The 20,050-nt window shown below is 69.0% G+C and carries 17 protein-coding genes, 1 pseudogene and 1 riboswitch; of the genes and pseudogenes, 8 read left to right on the plus strand and 10 right to left on the minus strand.

Translation table 11 applies throughout. The features are described from left to right. A pseudogene (locus ACTWP6_RS26370) lies at positions 1–213 on the plus strand (IS256 family transposase); the annotation flags it as partial. 184 nt (positions 214–397) lie between these two features. Further along, positions 398–688, plus strand: coding sequence for a DUF732 domain-containing protein (locus ACTWP6_RS26375; RefSeq protein WP_443189236.1), 291 nt, complete (start codon positions 398–400; stop codon positions 686–688). Here ACTWP6_RS26375 and ACTWP6_RS26380 read toward each other — a convergent pair. Next, complete coding sequence (locus ACTWP6_RS26380; protein WP_260757049.1) at positions 669–917, minus strand: hypothetical protein; 249 nt, start codon at positions 915–917, stop codon at positions 669–671. The two genes, ACTWP6_RS26375 and ACTWP6_RS26380, sit on opposite strands and share 20 nt — an antisense overlap. Positions 918–1,119: 202 nt before the next feature. Between ACTWP6_RS26380 and ACTWP6_RS26385 the strand changes: the two genes are divergently transcribed. Together ACTWP6_RS26385 and ACTWP6_RS26390 are read left to right on the plus strand one after the other, a co-directional pair. Further along, positions 1,120–2,067, plus strand: coding sequence for an alpha/beta fold hydrolase (locus ACTWP6_RS26385; RefSeq protein ID WP_443189237.1), 948 nt, complete (start codon positions 1,120–1,122; stop codon positions 2,065–2,067). Between the two features lie 134 nt (positions 2,068–2,201). After that, complete coding sequence (locus tag ACTWP6_RS26390) at positions 2,202–5,159, plus strand: DUF1668 domain-containing protein (protein WP_443189238.1); 2,958 nt, start codon at positions 2,202–2,204, stop codon at positions 5,157–5,159. Here ACTWP6_RS26390 and ACTWP6_RS26395 read toward each other — a convergent pair. Both ACTWP6_RS26395 and ACTWP6_RS26400 read right to left on the minus strand, forming a co-directional pair. Continuing rightward, positions 5,152–5,769 (minus strand): FHA domain-containing protein, encoded by a 618-nt coding sequence (locus tag ACTWP6_RS26395; protein ID WP_443189239.1) that lies wholly within the window; start codon positions 5,767–5,769, stop codon positions 5,152–5,154. The two genes, ACTWP6_RS26390 and ACTWP6_RS26395, sit on opposite strands and share 8 nt — an antisense overlap. Before the next feature lie 131 nt (positions 5,770–5,900). After that, positions 5,901–6,308, minus strand: a complete 408-nt coding sequence (locus tag ACTWP6_RS26400; protein ID WP_443189240.1) for a hypothetical protein — start codon at positions 6,306–6,308, stop codon at positions 5,901–5,903. 341 nt (positions 6,309–6,649) lie between these two features. Between ACTWP6_RS26400 and ACTWP6_RS26405 the strand changes: the two genes are divergently transcribed. From ACTWP6_RS26405 to ACTWP6_RS26415, 3 genes are all read left to right on the plus strand, one after another. Continuing rightward, complete coding sequence (locus ACTWP6_RS26405) at positions 6,650–8,125, plus strand: hypothetical protein (RefSeq protein ID WP_443189241.1); 1,476 nt, start codon at positions 6,650–6,652, stop codon at positions 8,123–8,125. Positions 8,126–8,260: 135 nt separating this feature from the next. Beyond that, on the plus strand, positions 8,261–8,545 hold the full coding sequence (locus ACTWP6_RS26410) for a type II toxin-antitoxin system Phd/YefM family antitoxin (RefSeq protein WP_443189242.1): 285 nt from the start codon (positions 8,261–8,263) through the stop codon (positions 8,543–8,545). Next, positions 8,542–8,799 carry a Txe/YoeB family addiction module toxin gene (locus ACTWP6_RS26415; protein ID WP_260757041.1) on the plus strand — a complete coding sequence of 86 codons (258 nt, stop codon included), beginning with the start codon at positions 8,542–8,544 and terminating at the stop codon, positions 8,797–8,799. The genes ACTWP6_RS26410 and ACTWP6_RS26415 overlap by 4 nt, the downstream gene beginning before the upstream one ends. Before the next feature lie 32 nt (positions 8,800–8,831). Here the strand turns inward: ACTWP6_RS26415 and ACTWP6_RS26420 are convergent, their stop codons facing one another. The 5 genes from ACTWP6_RS26420 to ACTWP6_RS26440 all read right to left on the minus strand — a co-directional run bounded on the left by ACTWP6_RS26420 (position 8,832) and on the right by ACTWP6_RS26440 (position 13,898). Then, positions 8,832–9,977, minus strand: coding sequence for a serine hydrolase domain-containing protein (locus ACTWP6_RS26420; RefSeq protein ID WP_443189243.1), 1,146 nt, complete (start codon positions 9,975–9,977; stop codon positions 8,832–8,834). A gap of 115 nt (positions 9,978–10,092) precedes the next feature. Then, positions 10,093–10,560 (minus strand): hypothetical protein, encoded by a 468-nt coding sequence (locus ACTWP6_RS26425; protein ID WP_443189244.1) that lies wholly within the window; start codon positions 10,558–10,560, stop codon positions 10,093–10,095. Between the two features lie 165 nt (positions 10,561–10,725). After that, complete coding sequence (locus ACTWP6_RS26430; RefSeq protein WP_443189245.1) at positions 10,726–11,535, minus strand: DUF1206 domain-containing protein; 810 nt, start codon at positions 11,533–11,535, stop codon at positions 10,726–10,728. 91 nt (positions 11,536–11,626) lie between these two features. After that, positions 11,627–12,970 carry an MFS transporter gene (locus tag ACTWP6_RS26435; protein WP_443189246.1) on the minus strand — a complete coding sequence of 448 codons (1,344 nt, stop codon included), beginning with the start codon at positions 12,968–12,970 and terminating at the stop codon, positions 11,627–11,629. A gap of 73 nt (positions 12,971–13,043) precedes the next feature. Next, complete coding sequence (locus ACTWP6_RS26440; protein WP_443189247.1) at positions 13,044–13,898, minus strand: SPFH domain-containing protein; 855 nt, start codon at positions 13,896–13,898, stop codon at positions 13,044–13,046. A 321-nt stretch (positions 13,899–14,219) separates the two neighbouring features. On the opposite strand from ACTWP6_RS26440, the gene ponA2 reads away from it, so the two are divergent. Beyond that, positions 14,220–16,700, plus strand: a complete 2,481-nt coding sequence (ponA2, locus tag ACTWP6_RS26445; protein ID WP_443189248.1) for a transglycosylase/D,D-transpeptidase PonA2 — start codon at positions 14,220–14,222, stop codon at positions 16,698–16,700. Positions 16,701–16,799: 99 nt separating this feature from the next. On the opposite strand, the gene ACTWP6_RS26450 is transcribed toward ponA2, so the two are convergent. Both ACTWP6_RS26450 and ACTWP6_RS26455 read right to left on the minus strand, forming a co-directional pair. Continuing rightward, complete coding sequence (locus ACTWP6_RS26450) at positions 16,800–18,293, minus strand: serine/threonine-protein kinase (RefSeq protein ID WP_443189249.1); 1,494 nt, start codon at positions 18,291–18,293, stop codon at positions 16,800–16,802. 76 nt (positions 18,294–18,369) lie between these two features. Beyond that, positions 18,370–19,740 (minus strand): WS/DGAT/MGAT family O-acyltransferase, encoded by a 1,371-nt coding sequence (locus tag ACTWP6_RS26455; RefSeq protein ID WP_443189260.1) that lies wholly within the window; start codon positions 19,738–19,740, stop codon positions 18,370–18,372. Positions 19,741–19,908: 168 nt separating this feature from the next. Next, positions 19,909–19,983: riboswitch (Fluoride riboswitch) on the plus strand. Positions 19,984–20,050: the final 67 nt, after the last annotated feature.

Below are 20,050 nucleotides of genomic sequence, written 5' to 3' on the forward strand. Positions count from 1 at the left end.
CCGGGATCACGGGCCGCTGGATTGGCGATGGCCTATAAGCTGATCGACACAGCCCAAGCCCGTTGGCGTGCCGTCAACGCCCCGCATCTGGTCGCCCTGGTACGCGCGGGAGCGGTCTTCCACAAAGGCAAACTGCTCGAACGGCCCACCGACATCACCCCGCCGGCACCACCGTCAGACGGCGATCAACACACCGGAACGGAGGTCGCCTGAAACACCCCGATCCACAGGTATTGACAATTCCTCTCTTTCACCTGATGGTGCAGCAGACCCGCCCGGTTTCTGTGTATGTGGCATGCAGCTGTCGCTGACTGGGGTGTGCGACAGCTGCGAGTAGCTGACACCACAACGATTTCGGGGTGAGCGTCGGTGGTGGGACCGATTCACCCCGGTGTGGGTGAAGGACCACGGCGGCGAGCCGTTGACCAACTTCGGCATCACCTACGCGAACCCGTACGCGACGATCGCCCACGCACAGGCCGTCTGCCGGGAGTTGAGTTTCGGCACCCCGCATTCACGCGTGGTTGACATGGTGCGGGTCGACTATCCGTCCCCTCAGCTGGGACGGCGCCGCCGACTACGTCGTCACGGCCAACATGACGTATTGCCCCAAGTTTCAGTAAGACACACGCCCCGAATTCACCGCCCGCGTCCGAGAAGGCGGACTGCTACCGCATGCCCCGGATGACAAATGCGTCGATGTTCTCGTCATAACCGACCGTGTCGTTGACGACCAGCTCCCCCATCAGGCGGCCGTCCTCGGCCACTGCGATGAAGGTGGATTCCTCCTTGTCGTACCGCACCGAACCTTGCACGAACATCGCCGCGATCTGCTGCCCGTCCGCGCCGAGCACCACGAGCTTCAACCCTCCGGCGTCCTTGAGGTACTGCGCCGCTTCCTCACGTGTCACGACCATCGCCCGGGCCTCCTTCCTGACGGCCAACATCTGCACTGAGTAGTACCCCAAGAGCCGGACAAGACGACGGAAACCCCCGCGCACCTTCGACTCCGATATCGAGGTCCTTCGGCTCTAATGTCGCGTCCGGCCGTCGGCAACTGTGGCACCTATGAGAGGACCAGGCCGGACCAGACCATTTCGCACGGCAGCGGGTGACGTCGTGCCCGAGAGCATCGCCGAGGTGGGCTTCTGCCGGCTCGGTGGGATCGACCAGTGGGTGCTGATCCGCGGCCGCGACCTGGCCAACCCTCCGCTGATCCACCTGCACGGCGGCCCGGGATTCAGCGAGACCCGCTTCTTCCGCCACTTCAACGCCGAGCTGGAAGACTGGTTCACCGTCGTGTACTGGGACCAGCGCGGCGCAGGCAAGTCCTTCCACCGCGGCATTCCGCCATCGTCGATGACCGTCGAACAGTTCCTCACCGACCTCGACGACCTGGTCGACATGGTCTGCGCCCGCGTCGGCCAAGAGCAGGTGGTGCTGCACGGCCACTCGTGGGGATCCCTGCTCGGCGTGCTGTACGCCGACCGGCACCCCGAACGGGTCGCGGCCTACCTCGGCACCGCCCAGATCGGTGACGCGGCGGCCGCGGAGTCCGCCTCGTACGCCTGCGCGCTGGCCGGCGCCGAACGGCGCGGCCACCGCCGGGCCCTGTCGGCGTTGCGGGCCATCGGTCCGCCGCCGTATCCAGCAGCCGGCGTCTTCTCCGAGCGCACCTGGCTGCAGCGCCTCGACGGGCAACTGTCGCCCCGGGCGTTGTGGAAGCTGCGCGGAGCGGTGTTCGGCGGCGGCCGGGAGGCCTCGCCGCTGGACCTGGTCAGTCAGATCCGCGGCTTCCGGTTCACGATGGACGCGATGTGGGAGGAGACCTCCGCGCTGAACCTCATTACTGCCGTGCCCGCGTTGCGCATGCCCGCCGTCTTCTTCGTCGGGCGCCGCGACCACTGGGTGTCACCCGACACCACGGTCGCCTATTTCGACACGTTGGAGGCCCCATCGAAGCAGCTCCTCTGGTTCGACGACTCCGGTCACGAACCGTTCGTCGACGAACCGGCTGCATTCAACCGCGCGGTCGTCGACAGGGTGGGAGCGCTCGTCGCACCGTGACTCCCCAACGGAGCCTCGACCGTCGCGGACCGCCGCGATCAGCAAAGCGCGGTGCACCGCATTTCCGGCGCTCGCGCGGCGCCGTCCGAGTACCGTAAGCGCAGTACTCGCACTTCACCGGAGGATGTGAGGCGATGGCGGGCGAGATCGCTTACGAGCTGGCGGCTGCCGGATTCGTCGACGCCGTCGAAGTCGGCAGGGGCGGCGGCGGCGTGGTCTACCGCTGCCACCAGCAGTCCCTCGGCCGCACCGTCGCCATCAAGGTGCTTGCGTCTTCTCTCGACCAGGACGACCGCGAACGTTTCCTGCGCGAGGGCTACGCCATGGGCGCCCTGTCGGGCCACCCGAACATCGTCAACATCCTGCAGGTCGGCATGACCGAGCAGGACCGGCCCTTCATCGTGATGCCTTACCACGCAAGGGGATCGCTCGCCGACCAGGTACGCCGCGAGGGCCGGATCCCGTGGCCCGACGCGCTGCGCATCGGCGTCAAACTCTGCGGAGCGCTCGAAACCGCGCACCGGACCGGCACTCTGCACCGCGACATCAAACCCGCCAATGTGCTCGTCAACGACTACGGCGAGCCGCAGCTCAGCGACTTCGGCACCGCGCGCATCGTCGGCGGGTACAAGACGGTGACCGGGTTCTTCACCGGCACGCTGTCCTACACCGCGCCCGAGGTCCTCACCGGTAAACCACCCACCGTCGAGGCCGACGTCTACTCGCTCGGCGCCACGCTCTACGCGATGATCGCCGGGAAGGCCGCGCACGAACGCAAGACCGACGAGGAACTGATCGCCCACTACCTGCGGATCACCTCCCAGCCGGTGCCGGACCTGCGCCACCTCGGCATCCCGTCGGATGTGTGCTCGGCGATCGAGAAGGCGATGTCGCTGGAGCCGGCCACCCGGTTCGACTCCGCGGCCGAGTTCGGCCGCACCCTGCAGGAAGCCCAGCGGCACAACGGGTTGACCGCCGATCACATGGCGATCGGCGAACCCACCCCGCCTCCCGAGCGGTCCGAAGGCACGCAGGCGCTGCCGCTGTCGGAGCCGTCCAATCCCGCTGTGCCGCCTCCGATTCCGGCCACCGCGCCGCCGGCGCCGCCACCGGCCCCTCCCCCGCCGGACATGTTCGCGCGCAGCCCGTCGAACACGCCGTGGCCTGTCGCCCAGCCCCCTCCGCCGGTCCCCGCCGCCCCGAGGAAGGACCGCAGAAAGACGGTGCTCGCGCTCGCCGCCGCGGCGGCCGTGGTGCTGCTGGTGATCGGCGGGGCCGTCGTCGTGGCCTCGACACGGGACACCGGCGGTGGCGCCGTCACGGCACCCGTGGCACAGCCGACCGCCGAAGCGCAGCCCGGGTGGCGGCCGGTCGCCGACGCCCGCACCGCCCTCGACGGGGCGGCCGCCACCCAGGCCGACGGCACCATCTGGATCTTCGGCGGGATGGGCGCCGACAACCGGGTCAGCGGCGCGCACGAGGGCTACGACCCCGCGATCGACAGCTGGAAGGGCGGTGAAGCGCTCCCGGTTCCGGTGCAGCGGGCGATGTCGGTGACGTGGCAGGACACCCCCGTCGTGCTCGGCGGCTGGCGCACCGACGGCGCGGACACCAAGGTCGCCACCGACGCGGTGTGGCGGGTGGTCAACAGCCGCTGGGTGCAGTTGCCGCCGCTGCTGCAGCCGCGCGCCGCGGCGGCAGCCGCCGTGGTGGGCGACCGCATCGTCGTCACCGGCGGCGTCGACGCCGACGGCCGCGTGCTCGACACCACCGAGGTGTTCGACGGACGCGGGTGGACCCCGGCCGCGCCGATGCCGACGCCGCGCCAGCTACTGGCCGCGGCCTCGGACGGCACGCGCGTCTACGCGATCGGCGGCACGAACGGGACGACGGACCTGGCGAGCGTCGAGGCGTACGACCCGGCCGCCGACACCTGGACGGCCCTGCCGGCGCTGCCCGAACCGCGCAGCGACTTCGGGGTCGCGGTCACCGACGCCCGGCTGGTGGCCGTCGGCGGCGCCGCCGCGGGACGGCCGGTCAAGACCGTGAGCGCGCTCGATCTGACGACGTCGACGTGGTCCGGCCTGCCGGACCTGGGCACCGCACGCCGCGGCGCGGCCGTCGCCGCGGTCGGTAAGACGGTGTACGTGATCGGCGGGTCGACCGGCGCCGGCGACGGCGCGGCCACGTCGACGGCCGAAGCGCTGAAACTGGCGCCACGCACCCCGCAACCCGCGGCGCAGTGGCGCTCGCTGCCGGACGCGCCGACCCCCCGGCTGATGATGGCCTACACCGTGCTCGACGACCGGATCTGGATCGCCGGCGGGATCCGGGAGGGCGAGACGCTGCAGACGGTCGAGACCTACGACACCCGCACCCAACAGTGGCAGGCGCAGCCGTCGCTGCCGATCCCGCTCAACCACGCGGCCGCGGCGACCTACCGCGGCGAGGTCGTGGTGATCGGCGGCGCCACCGACACCATCACCCAGGCCTCGGACAAGGTGTTCGCGTTCCGGGACGGTAAATGGGTCGAGCTGGCGAGCCTCCAGCACGCGCGGGCGGCGCCGGCGGCAGCGGTGGTCGGCGACAAACTCGTCGTCGTCGGCGGGCAGAACGACAAACAGCTCGTGCCTCAAACCGAGGTGTTCGACGGCACGTCCTGGACGCAGGCCGCCGACATGCCCACGGCGCGTGAGCATCTCGCGGCAGTGTCCGACGGCGTGTACGTCTACACCGTTGGGGGCCGGTTCCTGTCCGCCGATGAGAACACGGCGGCCTTCGAGCGGTTCGACCCGCAGTCCGGAAACTGGGAGAAGCTGCCCGACATGCCGACCCCGCGCGGCAGCTACGGCGCGGCCTACCTGGACGGGCGCATCGTCGTGGTCGGCGGCGAGGAACCGACGCGGGTGCTGCCCACCGTCGAGATGTACGACATCGCCAACCGCCGATGGAGCACCCAGGCGCCGGTCAACACCCCGGTGCACGGCCAGGCGGTCTCCGCGGTCGGCTCCACGGTGTACTGCATCGGCGGCGCCGACCGGCCCACCCACGAAGGGCCGGTGGCCACCGTCGAGGCGCTGGACTTCACGTAGGGTCGCCGCGCAACTGGGCGAGGGTGACCGCGCCGCGGCGCAGCGCCTCATTGGCCAGCCGGACACGCCGGTCCCCCTCGGTGGGGACGGCGAATTTGTCGTAGAGATTCTGCAGGTGCTGTTTGACGGCGGCCTCGGTGACGTAGAGCTCGCGGGCCATCGCCCGCACCGACGCGGGTTCGGGGAACGGGTCGTCGGATACCAGCGGCCGGCACAATACCACCAGCACGTCGAGTTCGCGCCGGGTCAGCCGCGGCGCCGCCTCCACGGGTTGGGCGGCGACGGTCTCCTCGTCGCGGCGGCCGTCGGCAGATTCGTGGACCATCCAGAAGATCAGCCGCGACTTGCCGACGCGCACCTCGTCGCCGGAGCGCAGCACACGTTCGGCGGTGAGCTTCTCGCCGTTGAGGAAGGTGCCGTTGCGGCTGCCCATGTCACGGATCGACCATGCGGCGCCGAGGTTTTCGAACACGGCGTGCAGCCGCGAGACGGTGTCGTCGTGCTCGAGCGCGATCTCGTTGCTCGAGGCTTTGCCGAGGGTCACGCGCTGGCCGGCCAGTGGGACGAGCTCCCGTCCCGCCGGCCTGAAAACCTCCACATGGGAAGACATGCGCACCTCCTCTCCGGCAATTCTGGCGTAGCGACGCGGTTCGTGGCCCGTGAACGCGGCGTTCACCGGCCGACGCCGGCACGCGACTCGGCCCGTCACCGGGGGCGGGTGACGGGCCGAGCCGGGGGCGGTCAGGGCTGGGCGAACAGCGGGACGCGGTTGAACACCGGCGGCCGGATGCCGTCGTTCTTGGGCGTCGTCGGTTCCAGGACACCGCCGCTGGTGACCACCGGCGGTTGGAAGATGCCGCCCTTCGGTCCGCTCTGTTGGCCGGCGCCGCCGCTCTGGGGCGCCGTCGTGACGGTGATGGTGCCGCCCCGGCAGCTGACGATCTTGCCGTCGACGAAGACGTCCTGGCCGTCGTCGATCGGGATCTGGTAGCCGTCGGCGTCGGTGTAAGTGCAGCCGCCACCACCGGGCGTGGGCTCGTTGTCGGTGGCGAAGGCGGTGGCCGGGGCGGCGAGCAGGACGGCGAAGGCGCCGACGACGGTGGCGGCGTACTTGATGCCGGCCGGCTTGCGGGTGCTCGATGCGGTCATGATGGTGTCCTCTCGGGGGGTGCTGCGGTGTTTGGCTGTTGAGAGAAATCCTGCTGGGCGCAGCCCTCGGGCGTAATCGCCGGCAAGCCAGAGTCCGATACCGAAAGGGGAAGACTTTCCTGTCCTCCAGGTAAGGGTGTCGGACTCTGGCTTCGGGGCGAGCCGCCACGCAAGAAATCTTCAACAGCTCCAAGGGAATTGGCGGGCGCTGACTACGACTCCATGCCCCGGATCCGCGCCACACGAGCACGCCGACCGGCTTTCCGTCCCCTGGCACCAGTGCCGAGAACTGTTGTTGTGTCGTACCGTTGGGACCCACGAGCACCCCGAGGAGGTGCGTCATGGGTGAACGTGTCGAACCGTCCGCCCTTGTGGACGGCGACGGCCACGCGGTGCAGCTCAGGCTGGAGCGGTGTGTCGCCGCGTTGCGGCGCATGGTCGACGGCGGCTGGTTCGACGACCACGACGACACCATCGGCATGGAAGTGGAGCTCGATCTCGTCGACCCCTTGGGCCGGCCGCGGATGATCAACGACGTGGTCCTGGCCCGGCTGGGCCGGGCTGATTTGCAACACGAGCTCGGCCAGTTCAACGTCGAGCTGAATCTGGCGCCCCGCCCGCTGCGAGGCCGCGTCCTGCGTGAGTGCGAATCCGACCTCGCCGGCGTGTTCGACCGGTGCAGGGCGGCGATCGAGGTGCTCGGGGTCCGGCTGGTCGCGGTCGGCATGCTGCCCACCGTCAGCGCCGAGCAGCTGACCCCCGAGCACATCTCGCACAGCCCGCGCTACGAGCTGCTGGCGCGGCGCGTCCGCTCTGCTCGCCACCGCCCGTTCTCGGTGCGCATCGACGACGGGTGCGAGCCCGTGCAGTTCAGTACCGACTCGGTGGCCCCCGACGCCGCCGCCACCAGTCTGCAGCTGCACCTGCGGGTGCCGCCGGACCGGTTCGCCGCCTACTACAACGCCGCCCAGACCATCGCCGGCGCCCAGCTGGCGATGGCCGCGAACGCGCCCTACCTGCTCGGCAACCAGGTCTGGCAGGAGACCCGAATTCCGTTGTTGGAGCAGCTTCTTGACACCCGCCGCCCCAAGGATCTCCGACGAGGAGCCCCGGCGCGGGTTCGACTCGGCGACCGGTGGATCGACGACCCGGTGGAGTTGTTCGACGAAACCGTCCGCGACTTCCCTCCGCTGTTTCCCACGCTGCAGGCCGAGGACCCCGACGTCGCCGTCGATGCGGGGTGCGTTCCGGGCCTGCGCGAGCTCCGGCTGCACAACGGTACAGTGTGGCGCTGGAACCGTCCCGTCTACGACGTGCAGGCCGGACGCCCGCAGCTGCGCATCGAAAACCGGGTGCTGCCCAGCGGACCGACCGCCGTCGACATGATCGCCAATGCCGCGTACTACTACGGCCTGGTCCGCGCGGTCGCCGACACCGACCCCGCCCCGTGGCAGAGCGTGCCGTTCGCGGTGGCCGAGCGGGACCTGCACCGTGCGGCGCGCGACGGGCTGGCGGCGCAGTTGAACTGGCGAGGCGCCGACCATCCGGCCGCTCGGCTCACCCGTGAGGTCCTGCTCCCCGCCGCCGCAGCGGGGCTCGACACCTGGGGCGTGGACACCGAGGACCGCGACCGCTACCTCGGCGTCATCGAAGCGCGGGTGCGACGCCGCCGCACCGGGGCTGCCTGGCAGATCGACACGGTGCGCCGGCTGCAGGAGCGCAGGCTCGATCGCGTCGCGGCACTGCACGAGATGACGCGGCGGTACGTCGAGCACGCGCACACCGGCGCCCCGGTGCACGAATGGCCCGTGCCGTGACCGACCGGTATCGCCCGGTACCGCCCAACAATCGAAGGTGCGGAGATCACGGGTTGGTACCTGTCCGGGCCGTAATCGTACAGCTATCTTGTACATTTACCGTACGGTAAACCCGTACGAGAGGGCAGTATCCCCATGAGCATCAGTGCCAGCGAGGCGCGCCAGCGCCTCTTCCCACTCCTCGAACAAGTCAACACCGACCATGAGCCGGTACGCATCACCTCCAGGGCAGGAGATGCGGTGCTGATGTCCGCTGACGACTACGACTCGTGGCAGGAAACGGTCTACCTACTGCGCTCACCCGAGAATGCCCGCCGACTCATGGAGGCCGTCGCCCGCGACAAGGCCGGCCGGCGCGCAACCCCACACCGCTCCAAGTCGATCGACGAACTTCAGGAGATGGCCGGCGGCGAGGAGTGAGACACATCAACGTCGACCCCGATGCCTGGGAGGATTTCCTGTTCTGGCTGGCGTCCGACCGCAAGACGGCTCGACGGATCACGAGACTGATCGGAGAGATCCAACGCGATCCGTTCGGGGGGATCGGCAAACCCGAACCGCTCAAGGGCGAACTGTCCGGATACTGGTCTCGGCGTATAGACGACGAACACCGGCTCGTCTACCGAGCAGACGATCACCAAGTCACGATATTGAAGGCCCGGTACCACTACTGACAACGCCGGCCCGGGCTCGGAGCAGTACGGACTCAGGCGGCGCCGAGTTCCGCGTAGACCGCAGCCTCGAAGCCCAGGATCGTCTCGACCATCTTGCCGTCGAAAAACGGCAGGACCTGCGTCGCGATCACGGCGCCGATGCCCGCCCGGCGGTCGATCCAGAAGAAACTGTTGAACAGCCCCGACCAGTCGGCCGAGCCCGCGCTGCGCATGCCGGGCAGGTCGACCAGATACAGGTGGAACCCCAGGCCCCACCCCTGCGGCACGTCGAGTAGCTCGACCGGGTTGGTCAGCTCGGGGATGGCCGGCTCCAGCTTCTTCGGCAGCGGCGCCCCGTCGAGGTGGTCCCGCAACGCGAGCTCCACCGTCTCCTCTTTGAGGATGCGCCTGCCGTCGAGCTCGCCGCCGTTGAGCCAGGCACGCACGAAACGCCCGTAATCGGCCACCGTCCCGTAGGACCCGTGACCGGCGGCGTCCCACTCCGGTGTGGCGGGCAGGTCCAGGTCGGTGGGCACCAAGCTGCCGTCGGGCGCCCGAAAGCGGATGGGCAGCAATCGTGCTCGCTGCTCGTCGCTCGGCGCGAACGTGGAGTCCGTCATCCTCAGCGGGCCGTAGACGTGCTCGGCGAGGTAGTCGGCCAGCGTCTGGCCGCTCACCGCCTCGACGACCATGCCGAGCCAGTCGGTGCTGACGCCGTACTCCCATACTGTGCCGGGATCGTGCACCAGCGGCGCGCGGATACTCTTCTTGACGCCCTCCAGGGGGTTGGGGAAGTTCTGCCCGGCGCAGTAGGCGAACAGCTTCTCGTTGAGGAAGTGGTAGCCGCAGCCGGCGGTGTGGTTCATCAGCTGCCGCACGGTTGCCTGCGCCCTGGGCTCGCGCAGGACCGGCTCACCACCCTCGAAGCCGTCAAGCACCTGCAACTCCCCGAACTCGGGCACGATCGACGCGACGGCCACGTCCAGATCGACGCGGCCCTGCTCGACGAGCTGCAGCGCCGCGGTGGTCGCGACGGCCTTGGTCATCGACGCGTTCCGGAACATCGTGTCGGGCTTCGCATCTCCCGCTGCGCCCTCGTAGAGGACGCCGTCGCGGCCGACCACTGTGGCGGCGACGCCGTGCAGTGCCCCGTCGGCGGTCACGGCGTTCAGGAGATCGTCGATTCGTTCAAACCCCATCTGAAGCTCCTTTGCATTCACGGGATACCGGGGCCATCGTCGCATGGACCGCCAGGTGTGCCGCGACGTGGTTCAGCGACACATGCGTCGAGGCACGAGGTGGCGCGAACAGTCCCTAGGCGGCCGGGGTCACGTCCCGGCTCGCGTCCGTCGTGTGCGTGGCCGGTGGATGGTGCTCCGGCGCCCAGCCGACATACGTCAGGTAGACACCGACCAGCGCGGCCACGCCGCACGCCGCGATCCACCACGCCCTCGCGCCGATCATGGTGTCGGCCAACGACATGAACGTATCCGGGAAGAAGAGCAGGAACAGCGCGCGCACGACGATCAGCCAGCCCAGCGCCGAGACGACGATCGCCGCGGCACCATGCCAGTGCTGGTGCAGTGCGACGACGACAAGCCCGGCGACGAGTGTGAACGCCCCCGACATCCACAGCCATGCTGAGTTCGCCGAGAAATCCGACAGCAGCGTCTGCATGTCCGACGCCCGCAGCACGGCCGCGAGGTCGACGATCACCAAAAAGGGTCCGAGCACGCGAGCGAACATCCGCGTCCGGTCGTGGACCTGCTGTGACGTGTTCATTGCGGACCTCCATCCGACGGGCGGCGCTGTCGGCCGATCCGAACAAGGCCGTCATGTCGATCGCAGCACCGGGTTGGAGTTCCGGATAGGGACGGAAGTCACCAGGTTGGCGGGGCTGGTGTCCACAGCCCTGACAGCAATCTCGCGTGCAGCACTGAAAACGGCTCACATCCGCGAGTACCGCGTCAACGCGATGCTGTACAGGCCGTAGGCCGCGAATCCTGTTGCGGCAACCAGCAGAATCTCGTGGCCGAAGTGCGCGCGACCGAGCGCCTCCACCGCCGCATCCAATCCCGTCGCCCGCGTCGGGTCCTGCAGGAACGCCGCGCCGATCACCGACAACCCGGCAGCGAACAACACCACACCCTCGCCGACATGCCCGCACACCCCCAGCACCGTGATCAGCCGTCCACCCGGCACCGTCAGATCGCCGAGGAATTTCCGCGATGCGCCCTTGTACACGAAGTAGCCGCCTACTGCGGCGACCGCCAGGCCCACTGCCACCAGGGCAGTCTTGCCGCTCTCGGACTGCATCAACCGCGCGCTCAGCCCTTCGGCCCGTTCACTGCCCTGCCGGCCGACCCCCAGGGCGAACTGGACAGCCGCGAATGCCAGCGCCAGATACACCACCGCCAGGCCAAAAGCCTTGAGCCGATTGATCAGTGGCGACTCCCGCAGATGGGCGTGGCTGTGCTCACCCGGATGCAGACCCAACACCGTCTCGGCCAGCCGCCACATCGCCAGCGCCACCAGCCCCACCGCGACCACCCACAGCGACAGCACCCCGCCCCGTTGCTCGGCCAGCGTCGCGAGCGCCCCGGTCTGGTCGGCGTCGCCGGTGAACCCGAACGCCATCCGCACGATGATGTAGGCGATGAGCAGATGCAGCAGCCCGCTGACGGGATAACCCGCCCGCGCGAGCCATTCCACGGTGCGACTCTCGGTGGCCCGGTTGACCGCGCCCTTGAAAGTCATGCCCTGAAACTCATGCCCTGGTCACCAGGTCCTGCCGCACATCGGACTCGGCTACCCGGCGTACCGACGGCCGAAACGGCACAGCCCAGCATTACACCCCGAACGCCGAGCCCCGCTCACGGTCCAGATGCGTCTCGGCCTTGTTCTTCAGGAAGAACACATACACCACCAGCGACACCGCGATGCACACCGTCACGTAGCCGATGAACAGCGGCACCTGATCCCGCTCCTTGAGCGCCTGGTAGATCAGCGGCGCCGTCCCGCCGAAGATCGAGTTCGCCAACGCATACCCGACGCCCACCCCGAGCGCGCGCACGTGCGCCGGGAACAGCTCGGACTTCACCAGCGCGTTGATCGACGTGTACCCGGTCAGAATCACATAGCCCACCGCCATCAGCGCGAAAGACAGCAGCGGCGAGTGGGTTTCGGGCAGATAGGTGATCAGCACATAGGTCCACACCAGCCCACCCACGCCGAAGAACACCAGCATCGGCTTGCGTCCGACCTTGTCGCTGATCATCCCACCGACCGGCTGCAGCAGCATCAGGAAGATCAGCCCGATCAGGTTGATCCACGTCGCGGTCATCGCGCCGTCGTAGGTGGTCTTGACGATCGCGGGCGCGTTGACGCTGTAGGTGTAGAACGCGACCGTGCCGCCCATCGTGATCAGGAAGCACAGCAGAAACGGACGCCAGTAGCTGGTCAGCAGTTCCCGCATCGAACCGGCGCCCTGATCCTCGCCGGAGCGGGCCGCCTCGATCACGTCCTCGGACAGCGACTCGTCCATCGTGCGCCGCAGCCAGAACACCACGATCGCGGCCACGCCGCCGATGCCAAACGCGATGCGCCAACCGAATTCGCGCATCTGCTCATCGGACAGGAACGACTGCAGGATCAGCAGCGTGAACTGCGCCAGCACGTGCCCGCCGACCAGGGTCACGTACTGGAACGACGAGAAGAACCCGCGCCGCTCCCGCGTCGCCGCCTCGGACATGTAGGTCGCCGACGTGCCGTACTCTCCGCCCGTCGCGAAACCCTGCACCAGCCGCGCCAGCACCAGGATGATCGGCGCCGCGATCCCGATCGAGGCCTGCGACGGCACCAGCGCGATCACCGCCGAGCACAACGCCATCAGCGACACACTGACCGTCAGCGCCGCGCGCCGGCCGCGGCGGTCGGCGAACCGGCCGAAGAACCACGACCCGATCGGGCGCATCACGAACGTGATCGCAAAGATCGCGTACACGTACACCGTCGAGTTCTTCTCGGACTCGGCGAAGAACTGTCCCTCGAAATACGTTGCGAACACGGTGTAGACGTAGACGTCGTACCACTCGACGAGGTTGCCCGACGACCCGCGAATGGTGTTCCAGATCGCCCGCCGGGTCTCGGCGGCACTCGACTTCGGCAGCGGCGTATCAGTCCGTGTGGTCATGCTCGTCCCCCTCGTCAGCGGCACGCGCGCAACCCCGGGTCCGTCGACGCCACGCTCGCGACCTCAGAGCACGCTACCCGTTCGCGGGTTCGCCGAGCTTCAACAGGCCGATGCCTTCGGCGATTTTCGCGGTGATCGCCGGCGATGCCTCCTCGTCGGGCCCGGCGCCCTGCGGTGTCGAACGCTCGAGGAAACGCAGCAGTTCGACCGGGAACGGCAACACCAGCGTGGAGTTCTTCTCCGCCGCCACCTCGACGACGGTCTGCAGCAGCCGCAGTTGCAGAGCCGCAGGCTGCGCCGACATCACCTCGGCCGCGGCCGCCAGCTTCTGCGAGGCCTGCAGCTCGCCGTCGGCGGTGATGATCCGGGCCCGTCGCTCCCGCTCGGCCTCGGCCTGGCGGGCGATCGAGCGCTTCATGGAGTCGGGCAGCACCACGTCCTTGATCTCGACACGGTCGATGTGGATGCCCCAGCCCAGCGCCGGGCTGTCGATCATCAGCTCCAGGCCCTGGTTGAGGTGCTCCCGGTTGGACAGCAGGTCATCGAGGTTGCTCTTGCCGATGATCGACCGCAGCGACGTCTGCGCGACCTGCCCGACAGCCGACCTGTAGTCCTGCACATCGACGGCCGCGCGCACCGGGTCGGCCACCTGGAAGTAGATGACGGCGTCCACCCGCACGGTCACGTTGTCGCGGGTGATGCCGTCCTGGGCGGGCACGGGCATCGTGATGATCTGGACGTTCACCTTCTGCAGCCGGTCGGCGATCGGCACCAGCACGGTCAGCCCGGGAGCGCGCACCCGGGGCTGCACCTGCCCGAACCGGTACACCACGCCCCGCTCGAACTGCTGGATCACGCGCACGTTGGCCCCGACGAGCCAGAGCAGTATCAGGGTGACCGCACCGGCCACCGCGGCCATGGTGATCATGGCGTCTCCATCCCGCCCGACGCGGCGACGGCGCACGGAACGGCGGACCTCGCCGTCCACGCGTCGAGGTCCGGGGGCAATCCGACCGATCTCCGGCCCAGCGGGCCCGAGTCCATTCCTCGATTCTGGCACGCCCACCGCTCCGCGGAAACAGTCCGGACGACGAGGATCGCCTTTACCCTGAACCGATTTCACAGCCGCTCCACAGCCGTGCTGCTCACCGGCGGCGTCACCGGCCCGGGCAGCCTTTCCGACGACGGCTTGTCGCGGAGACCACCGAAAGCGGTCACCGGGCAGCTGTCTCGGCCATAGGCTGGCGCCATGCACGACCGCCGTCGGGCACAGAGAATCGCCGCCGCCAAGTTGGCCGGCTGCTGTCTGGTCGCGGGCCTGCTACTGGCCGCGATGATGTTCCCGTTCGTCGGGGGCGCCGGCACCGCGATCATGCGCGTCTCCGACTCGGCCACCGAGGAATCCGCGGACCTCTTCAAAGGTGAGGCGCCGATCGTGTCCACCATGGTGGACGCTGCGGGAAACCCCATCGCGTGGCTCTACGAGCAGCGCCGCTGGGTGGTGCCCAGCGATCGGATCGCCGGCACGATGAAGCTGGCCATCATCTCGATCGAGGACAAACGATTCGCCGAGCACAACGGCGTCGACTGGCAGGGCACGCTCACCGGCCTCACTGGTTACCTGCGCGGCGACAAGAGCACCCGGGGCGGGTCGACGCTGGAGCAGCAGTACGTCAAGAACTTCAACCTGCTGGTGAAGGCCCGAACCGACGCCGATCGGCGCGCCGCGGTCGCGATTACGCCGGCACGCAAACTGCGCGAGATACGCGCCGCCCTGGCCTTGGATAAGCTGCTGCCCAAGACCGAACTGCTGTCCCGCTACCTGAACCTGGTGTCGTTCGGCAACGGCGCCTTCGGCGTGCAGGACGCCGCGCGTACCTACTTCGGCATCGACGCCGCCGACCTGAATTGGGAGCAGGCCGCCCTGCTGGCCGGGATGGTGCAGTCCACCAGCCTGCTCGATCCCTACACCAACCCGGACGGCGCGCTGTCGCGGCGCAACGTCGTGCTCGACACGATGATCGAGAACCTGCCCGAGCACGCCGACGCACTACGCGCTGCGAAGAACCGGCCGCTCGGGGTGCTGCCCCGGCCCGCCCCGCTGCCACAGGGCTGCATCGCCGCCGGCGACCGCGGGTTCTTCTGCGAGTACGCGATGCGCTACCTGGCGCGCGCCGGCCTGACTATGGAGGACGTGGCCCGCAACGGCTACCTGATCCGCACCACGCTGGACCCGAAGGTCCAGGCCAGCGTCAAGACGGCCATCGACAAGTACGCCAAACCCACCACCCCCGGGGTGGCCAGCGTGATGAGCGTGATCCTGCCCGGCAAAGAGTCCCACCGGGTGGTGGCGATGGCCGACAACCGAAGCTACGGACTGGATCTCAGCGCCGGGGAGACGGTGCAGCCGCAGCCGTTCTCTCTCGGCGGTGACGGCGCCGGCTCGGTGTTCAAGATCTTCACCACCGCGGCCGCGCTGGAAATGGGCCTGGGCATCAGCGCCCAGCTCGACGTGCCCCAGACGTTCCGCGCCACCGGCCTGGGCGACACCACCGATCCGGGCTGCCCGCGAAAGACGTGGTGCGTGAAGAACGTCTCCGGGTACTCGGGCCAGCTCAGCGTCACCGATGCACTGGCGAAATCGCCCAATACCGCGTTCGCCAAACTGATTTCGCAGATCGGGGTGCCCCGCGCGGTGGACATGGCCGTCCGGCTCGGGCTGCGGTCCTACGCCGAACCGGGCACCGCCCGCGTCTACGATCCCGACAGCAACGAGAGCATCGCCGACTTCATCAAGCGGCAGAACCTCGGATCGTTCACCCTGGGTCCGTTCGAGCTCAACGCGCTCGAGTTGACCAACGTCGCGGCGACGCTGGCCTCGGGCGGCGTGTGGTGCCCACCCAGCCCGATCGACAAGGTCTTCGACCGCTACGGCAAAGAGGTGGCCTTAGCGACCCCGGCCTGCGAGCAGGTGGTCCCCGAGGGGCTCGCCAACACGATGGCCAACGCGCTCGGCAAGGACCACACCGGCGGGACCGCCACCGGGGCAGCGAGTTCGGTGGGATGGGATCTACCGATGGCCGGCAAGACCGGCACCACCGAATCGCATCGGTCATCGGCGTTCGTCGGCTTCACCAACCGGTACGCCGCCGCGAACTACATCTTCGACGACTCCCCCTCGCCGTCGGGCCTGTGTTCGTACCCGCTGCGCAAGTGCGGCGACGGCGATCTCTACGGCGGTACGGAACCGGCCCTGACGTGGTACCAGGCGATGGAGCCCATCGCCAACGACTTCGGGCCGGTCGCGCTGCCGCCCACCGATCCCCGCTACGTCGACGGCGGGCCGGGCAGCGAAGTGCCCAGCGTCACCGGGATGAAGCTCGATGCCGCGCGGAAGAAGTTGGAGGAAGCGGGTTTTCAGGTCGCGCCGGATCCGACCGCGGTCAATAGCGACTCCGCGAAGGGCGCGGTGGTGGGGACCTCGCCGCGCGGCAAGACGATCCCCGGCTCGATCGTGACGATCATGGTCAGCAACGGCATCCCGCCGGTGGTCTATCGGCCGCCTCCGCCGCCGAGCGCGCCGCCGCCTCCGGCGCCTGGCGAACTGCTTCCTCCCCCGCCGCCCAACGTGATCCAGATCCCAGGGCTGCCACCGATCATGATGCCCTGGCCGGCGCCCCCGCCACCCGCGCCTCTGCCGCCGCCACCGCCGCCACCACCCCCGGCGTGAGGCCCTCGGGTCTGGTGCCGAGATTGCGCCTGGCGCGGCAAGATTCGAGAAGAGTGCGCGGTAGATGCGATCTCGGCACTAGGTTGGCCTGGCGTGAGGTCACTCTGCTGCGCCGTACTCCAGGGCCGGCTCCGCTGAGTCCACGCTGCCGCCGCTTGAAATCGTCAACCGGTCCGGCTGCACGTCATAGCGCGCCCCGTCCGACCCGGTGACCGTGAATCCGTCACCGGAGCGTTGTGCGCCACGGATTTCGCGGTTCGCGCCGTCGCGCAACCGCTCGCCGCGGTAGTAGAAGTCACCGTCGCTGGTCTCGCAGATGACCGCCAGCGACAGCGAGGTCCGGATCAGCGCCGCCGGCGTGCTTTCCGAATCGCAGCGCGCCGTATGGCCCACGAAGCCTTGCGAATCCGTGCCAGACACCCCCTCCACGGCGGAGCGCGTCGTCGTGGTGGTGGGGTCCGTCGAGGACGGCGAGGACGGCGGCGCGGCGATCCGCGGCGTCGAGGTCCCCGAGTTGCCGCCGGTGAACACCAGCACCGCAGCCAGCACCAGCGCGGCGGTGAACAACACGATGGTCGCGATCACCAGCGCGACCTGCCCGCGGCTGAACCGCTTGCCCGGTGGCGCGGGCGGCGGCAGTGGCGGCGAGGTGGGGTAGGCCGACGAGAACTGCCGCGTCGACGGCGGCGGCGTCGTCCGCACCACCGGGGGTGCACTCGCCGCCCCACTCGGCTCCGCCGACTCCGCACTCGGGGCGCCGTCGGCGGCCGCCGCGGCGGCCCGCGCCAACTCGCCGGCGGTCGCGTAGCGGTCGCGCGGCTGCTTGGCCATGCCGCGGGCGATCACGTCGTCGAACGCGCGGCCGACCCCGCGGCGCATAATGCTCGGCCGCGGCGGCGGCGCGAACATGTGCGCGCTCCACACCTGTCGGACGTCGGCGGCCTCGAACGGCGCCCGGCCCGTCAGCGACTCGTACAGCAAGCACGCCAGCGAGTACACATCCGACGCCGGACCGCCGCGCTCCCCGCTGAACCGCTCCGGCGCCATGTACGCGCTCGACCCGACCACCAGGCCCGTCGACGTCACCGACGCCTCCCCGCCGCCGTGGGCGATGCCGAAGTCGACCAGATAGGCGAAGTCGTCCGGGGTCAGCAACACGTTCTCCGGCTTGATGTCGCGGTGGATCAGCCCGTCGGCGTGCGCGGCGTCCAGCGCCGCGGCGACCTGGCGCAGGATCGCCACCGCCCGCGCCGGCGGCAGCGCCCCCTCGGCGCGCAGCACCTCTTTGAGGCTGGCGCCCTCGACCAGGCGCATGTCGATGTAGAGGACGCCGTCGATCTCACCGAAGTCGTGCACCGGGATGACGTGCGGTTCCTGCAGCCGGGCCGCGACGCGGGACTCCCGGCGGAAGCGTTCCTGGAAGCTGCGGTCGGCCGCCATCTCCGGGCGCAGCAGCTTGATCGCCACCATGCGCTCACGCGCGGTGTCGTAGGCGCGGTACACCTCGCCCATCCCCCCGACCCCGATGATCGACTGCAGCTCGTAGGGCCCGAACCGGGTCCCCAGCCGAGAGCCTCCTTTCGGGGTGCTCACATGCAATCCTTCCGTCATCGACCGACAGCGCCGAATAGGCTTCCCCATCGCGGCGCCGCCTAATCGGGCGGGGGGGTCAACAGCAGCTGAGCAGCTCCTTCAGCTCGGCGTCGAACCGGTCGGCGAGGTCCCACAGGTCGTCGACCAGTTTCGGGCACGAGATGATGCCGACGTCGAGCTTGTCGGCCAGCGACATCACCGTGATGTTGAGCCCGGACCCGTGAAAGATCGGGCCGAGCGGATACAGCGCGGTGACGCGCGCACCGCAGCTGTACAGGGTGTCCGGCGGTCCGGCGACGTTGGAGATCACGGCGTTGTGGATCGCGGTCTTGGTCAACGGGGTGCGCGACAGCAGCCCCAGCAGCCACGCATAGCCGGCGCGGGAGATGCTCTGCGCCAGGTCGACCAACAGGGTGGGGCCCAGCGAGCCGCTGTGCTCCTTGGCCTTCAGGTTCGATTCGGCGATCGCCTGCACGCGGTCGACCGGGTCGTTGATATCGGTGTGCAGGTTGCAGAACATGCCCGAGAGCTGGTTGCGGCCCGGCCGGTCGGACTGGCCGTGCACCGATGCCGGGACGACGGCGATCAACGGCTTGGCGGGGAGTTCGCCGCGGTCGGCCAGGAAGCCGCGCAACGCGCCGGCGCACAGTGCCATCACGACGTCGTTGACCTTGATGCCGAAGTGGTTCTTCACCTTCTTGACGTCGTTGAGGTCGAGCTGGACGAGCGCGATGGTGCGCTCGGAGGTGATCCGGTCGTTGAACCGCGTGGTCGGCGCGGTGAACGGCGCGGCCATCGCATTGCCGGTGACCGCACGGTTGACGGTCTTGGCTAGCATCGCGGCAGTTTCCGGGAGCACCCGGGCGAACTGCAGCGGACGGGTGACGAAGCGCACCAGCCCGTCGACGGTGATCGCCAGCGTCGAGGGGTTCCCGGGCCCGTCGACCGGGTCGGGCGGCGGCGCATCGGGCTCGACGTCGAGCAGCTGGTTGAGCAGGTTGGCCGCCGATACGCCGTCGACCGCGGCGTGATGCACCTTGATCATCAGCGCCAGGGTGTCGGGCTGGGCACCGCCCTCGATGACCCACATCTCCCACAGCGGTTTGCTGCGATCCAGCTGAACCGACGCGATGTGGCCGCAGACCTCGGCGAGTTCCTCCCGCCCTCCAGGCGAGGGCAGCGCGATGCGGCTCAGGTGGCGGGACAGGTCAAAGTCCTTGTCCTCCACCCACACCGGATGGTCGAGGTTCAGGTCGCTGTCGGCGAGCTTGGCCCGGAACTCCGGAACGGCGGGGATCCGCTTGGCCAGCTCGTCGCGGAAACGCGCGAAGCTGTAGCCGCCCGGCACCGACGAGGTGTCCAATTCGACCACCGCGCACACGTGCAGCGGCACGGTGGCTGATTCGCTGTACAGAAGACCCGCATCAAGGCCACTCAGCCGTTCCATTCCCGTCACGTACCCAGACTGTGATCTGGATCAAACCGGGCCCCTCGCTCCTTTGCCGAAATTGCATGCAGCGCGGAAAACCGCGGGACAACACCACAGCGGACGCGATCTCGGCGACCGGGTGGCCCAGATTCGCAATGGCCCGGCCTCGTCGCGCTCGGTATGGTGCAGTCGTACGGTGATGGATCTCGCCGGAGCGAACGACGCTCGAACCGCCCGCGGGCTGATAGTTCCTACCAATCGATCTGATCGTTGGGAGCTGCCCGTGTCCGTCGTTCCGCCGTCCATCCGCCCGGCTACTGCCGCGAAT

Origin of the sequence: Mycobacterium sp. 4D054 (assembly GCF_052245755.1) — a bacterium.
In the GTDB taxonomy this organism is placed as follows: domain Bacteria; phylum Actinomycetota; class Actinomycetes; order Mycobacteriales; family Mycobacteriaceae; genus Mycobacterium.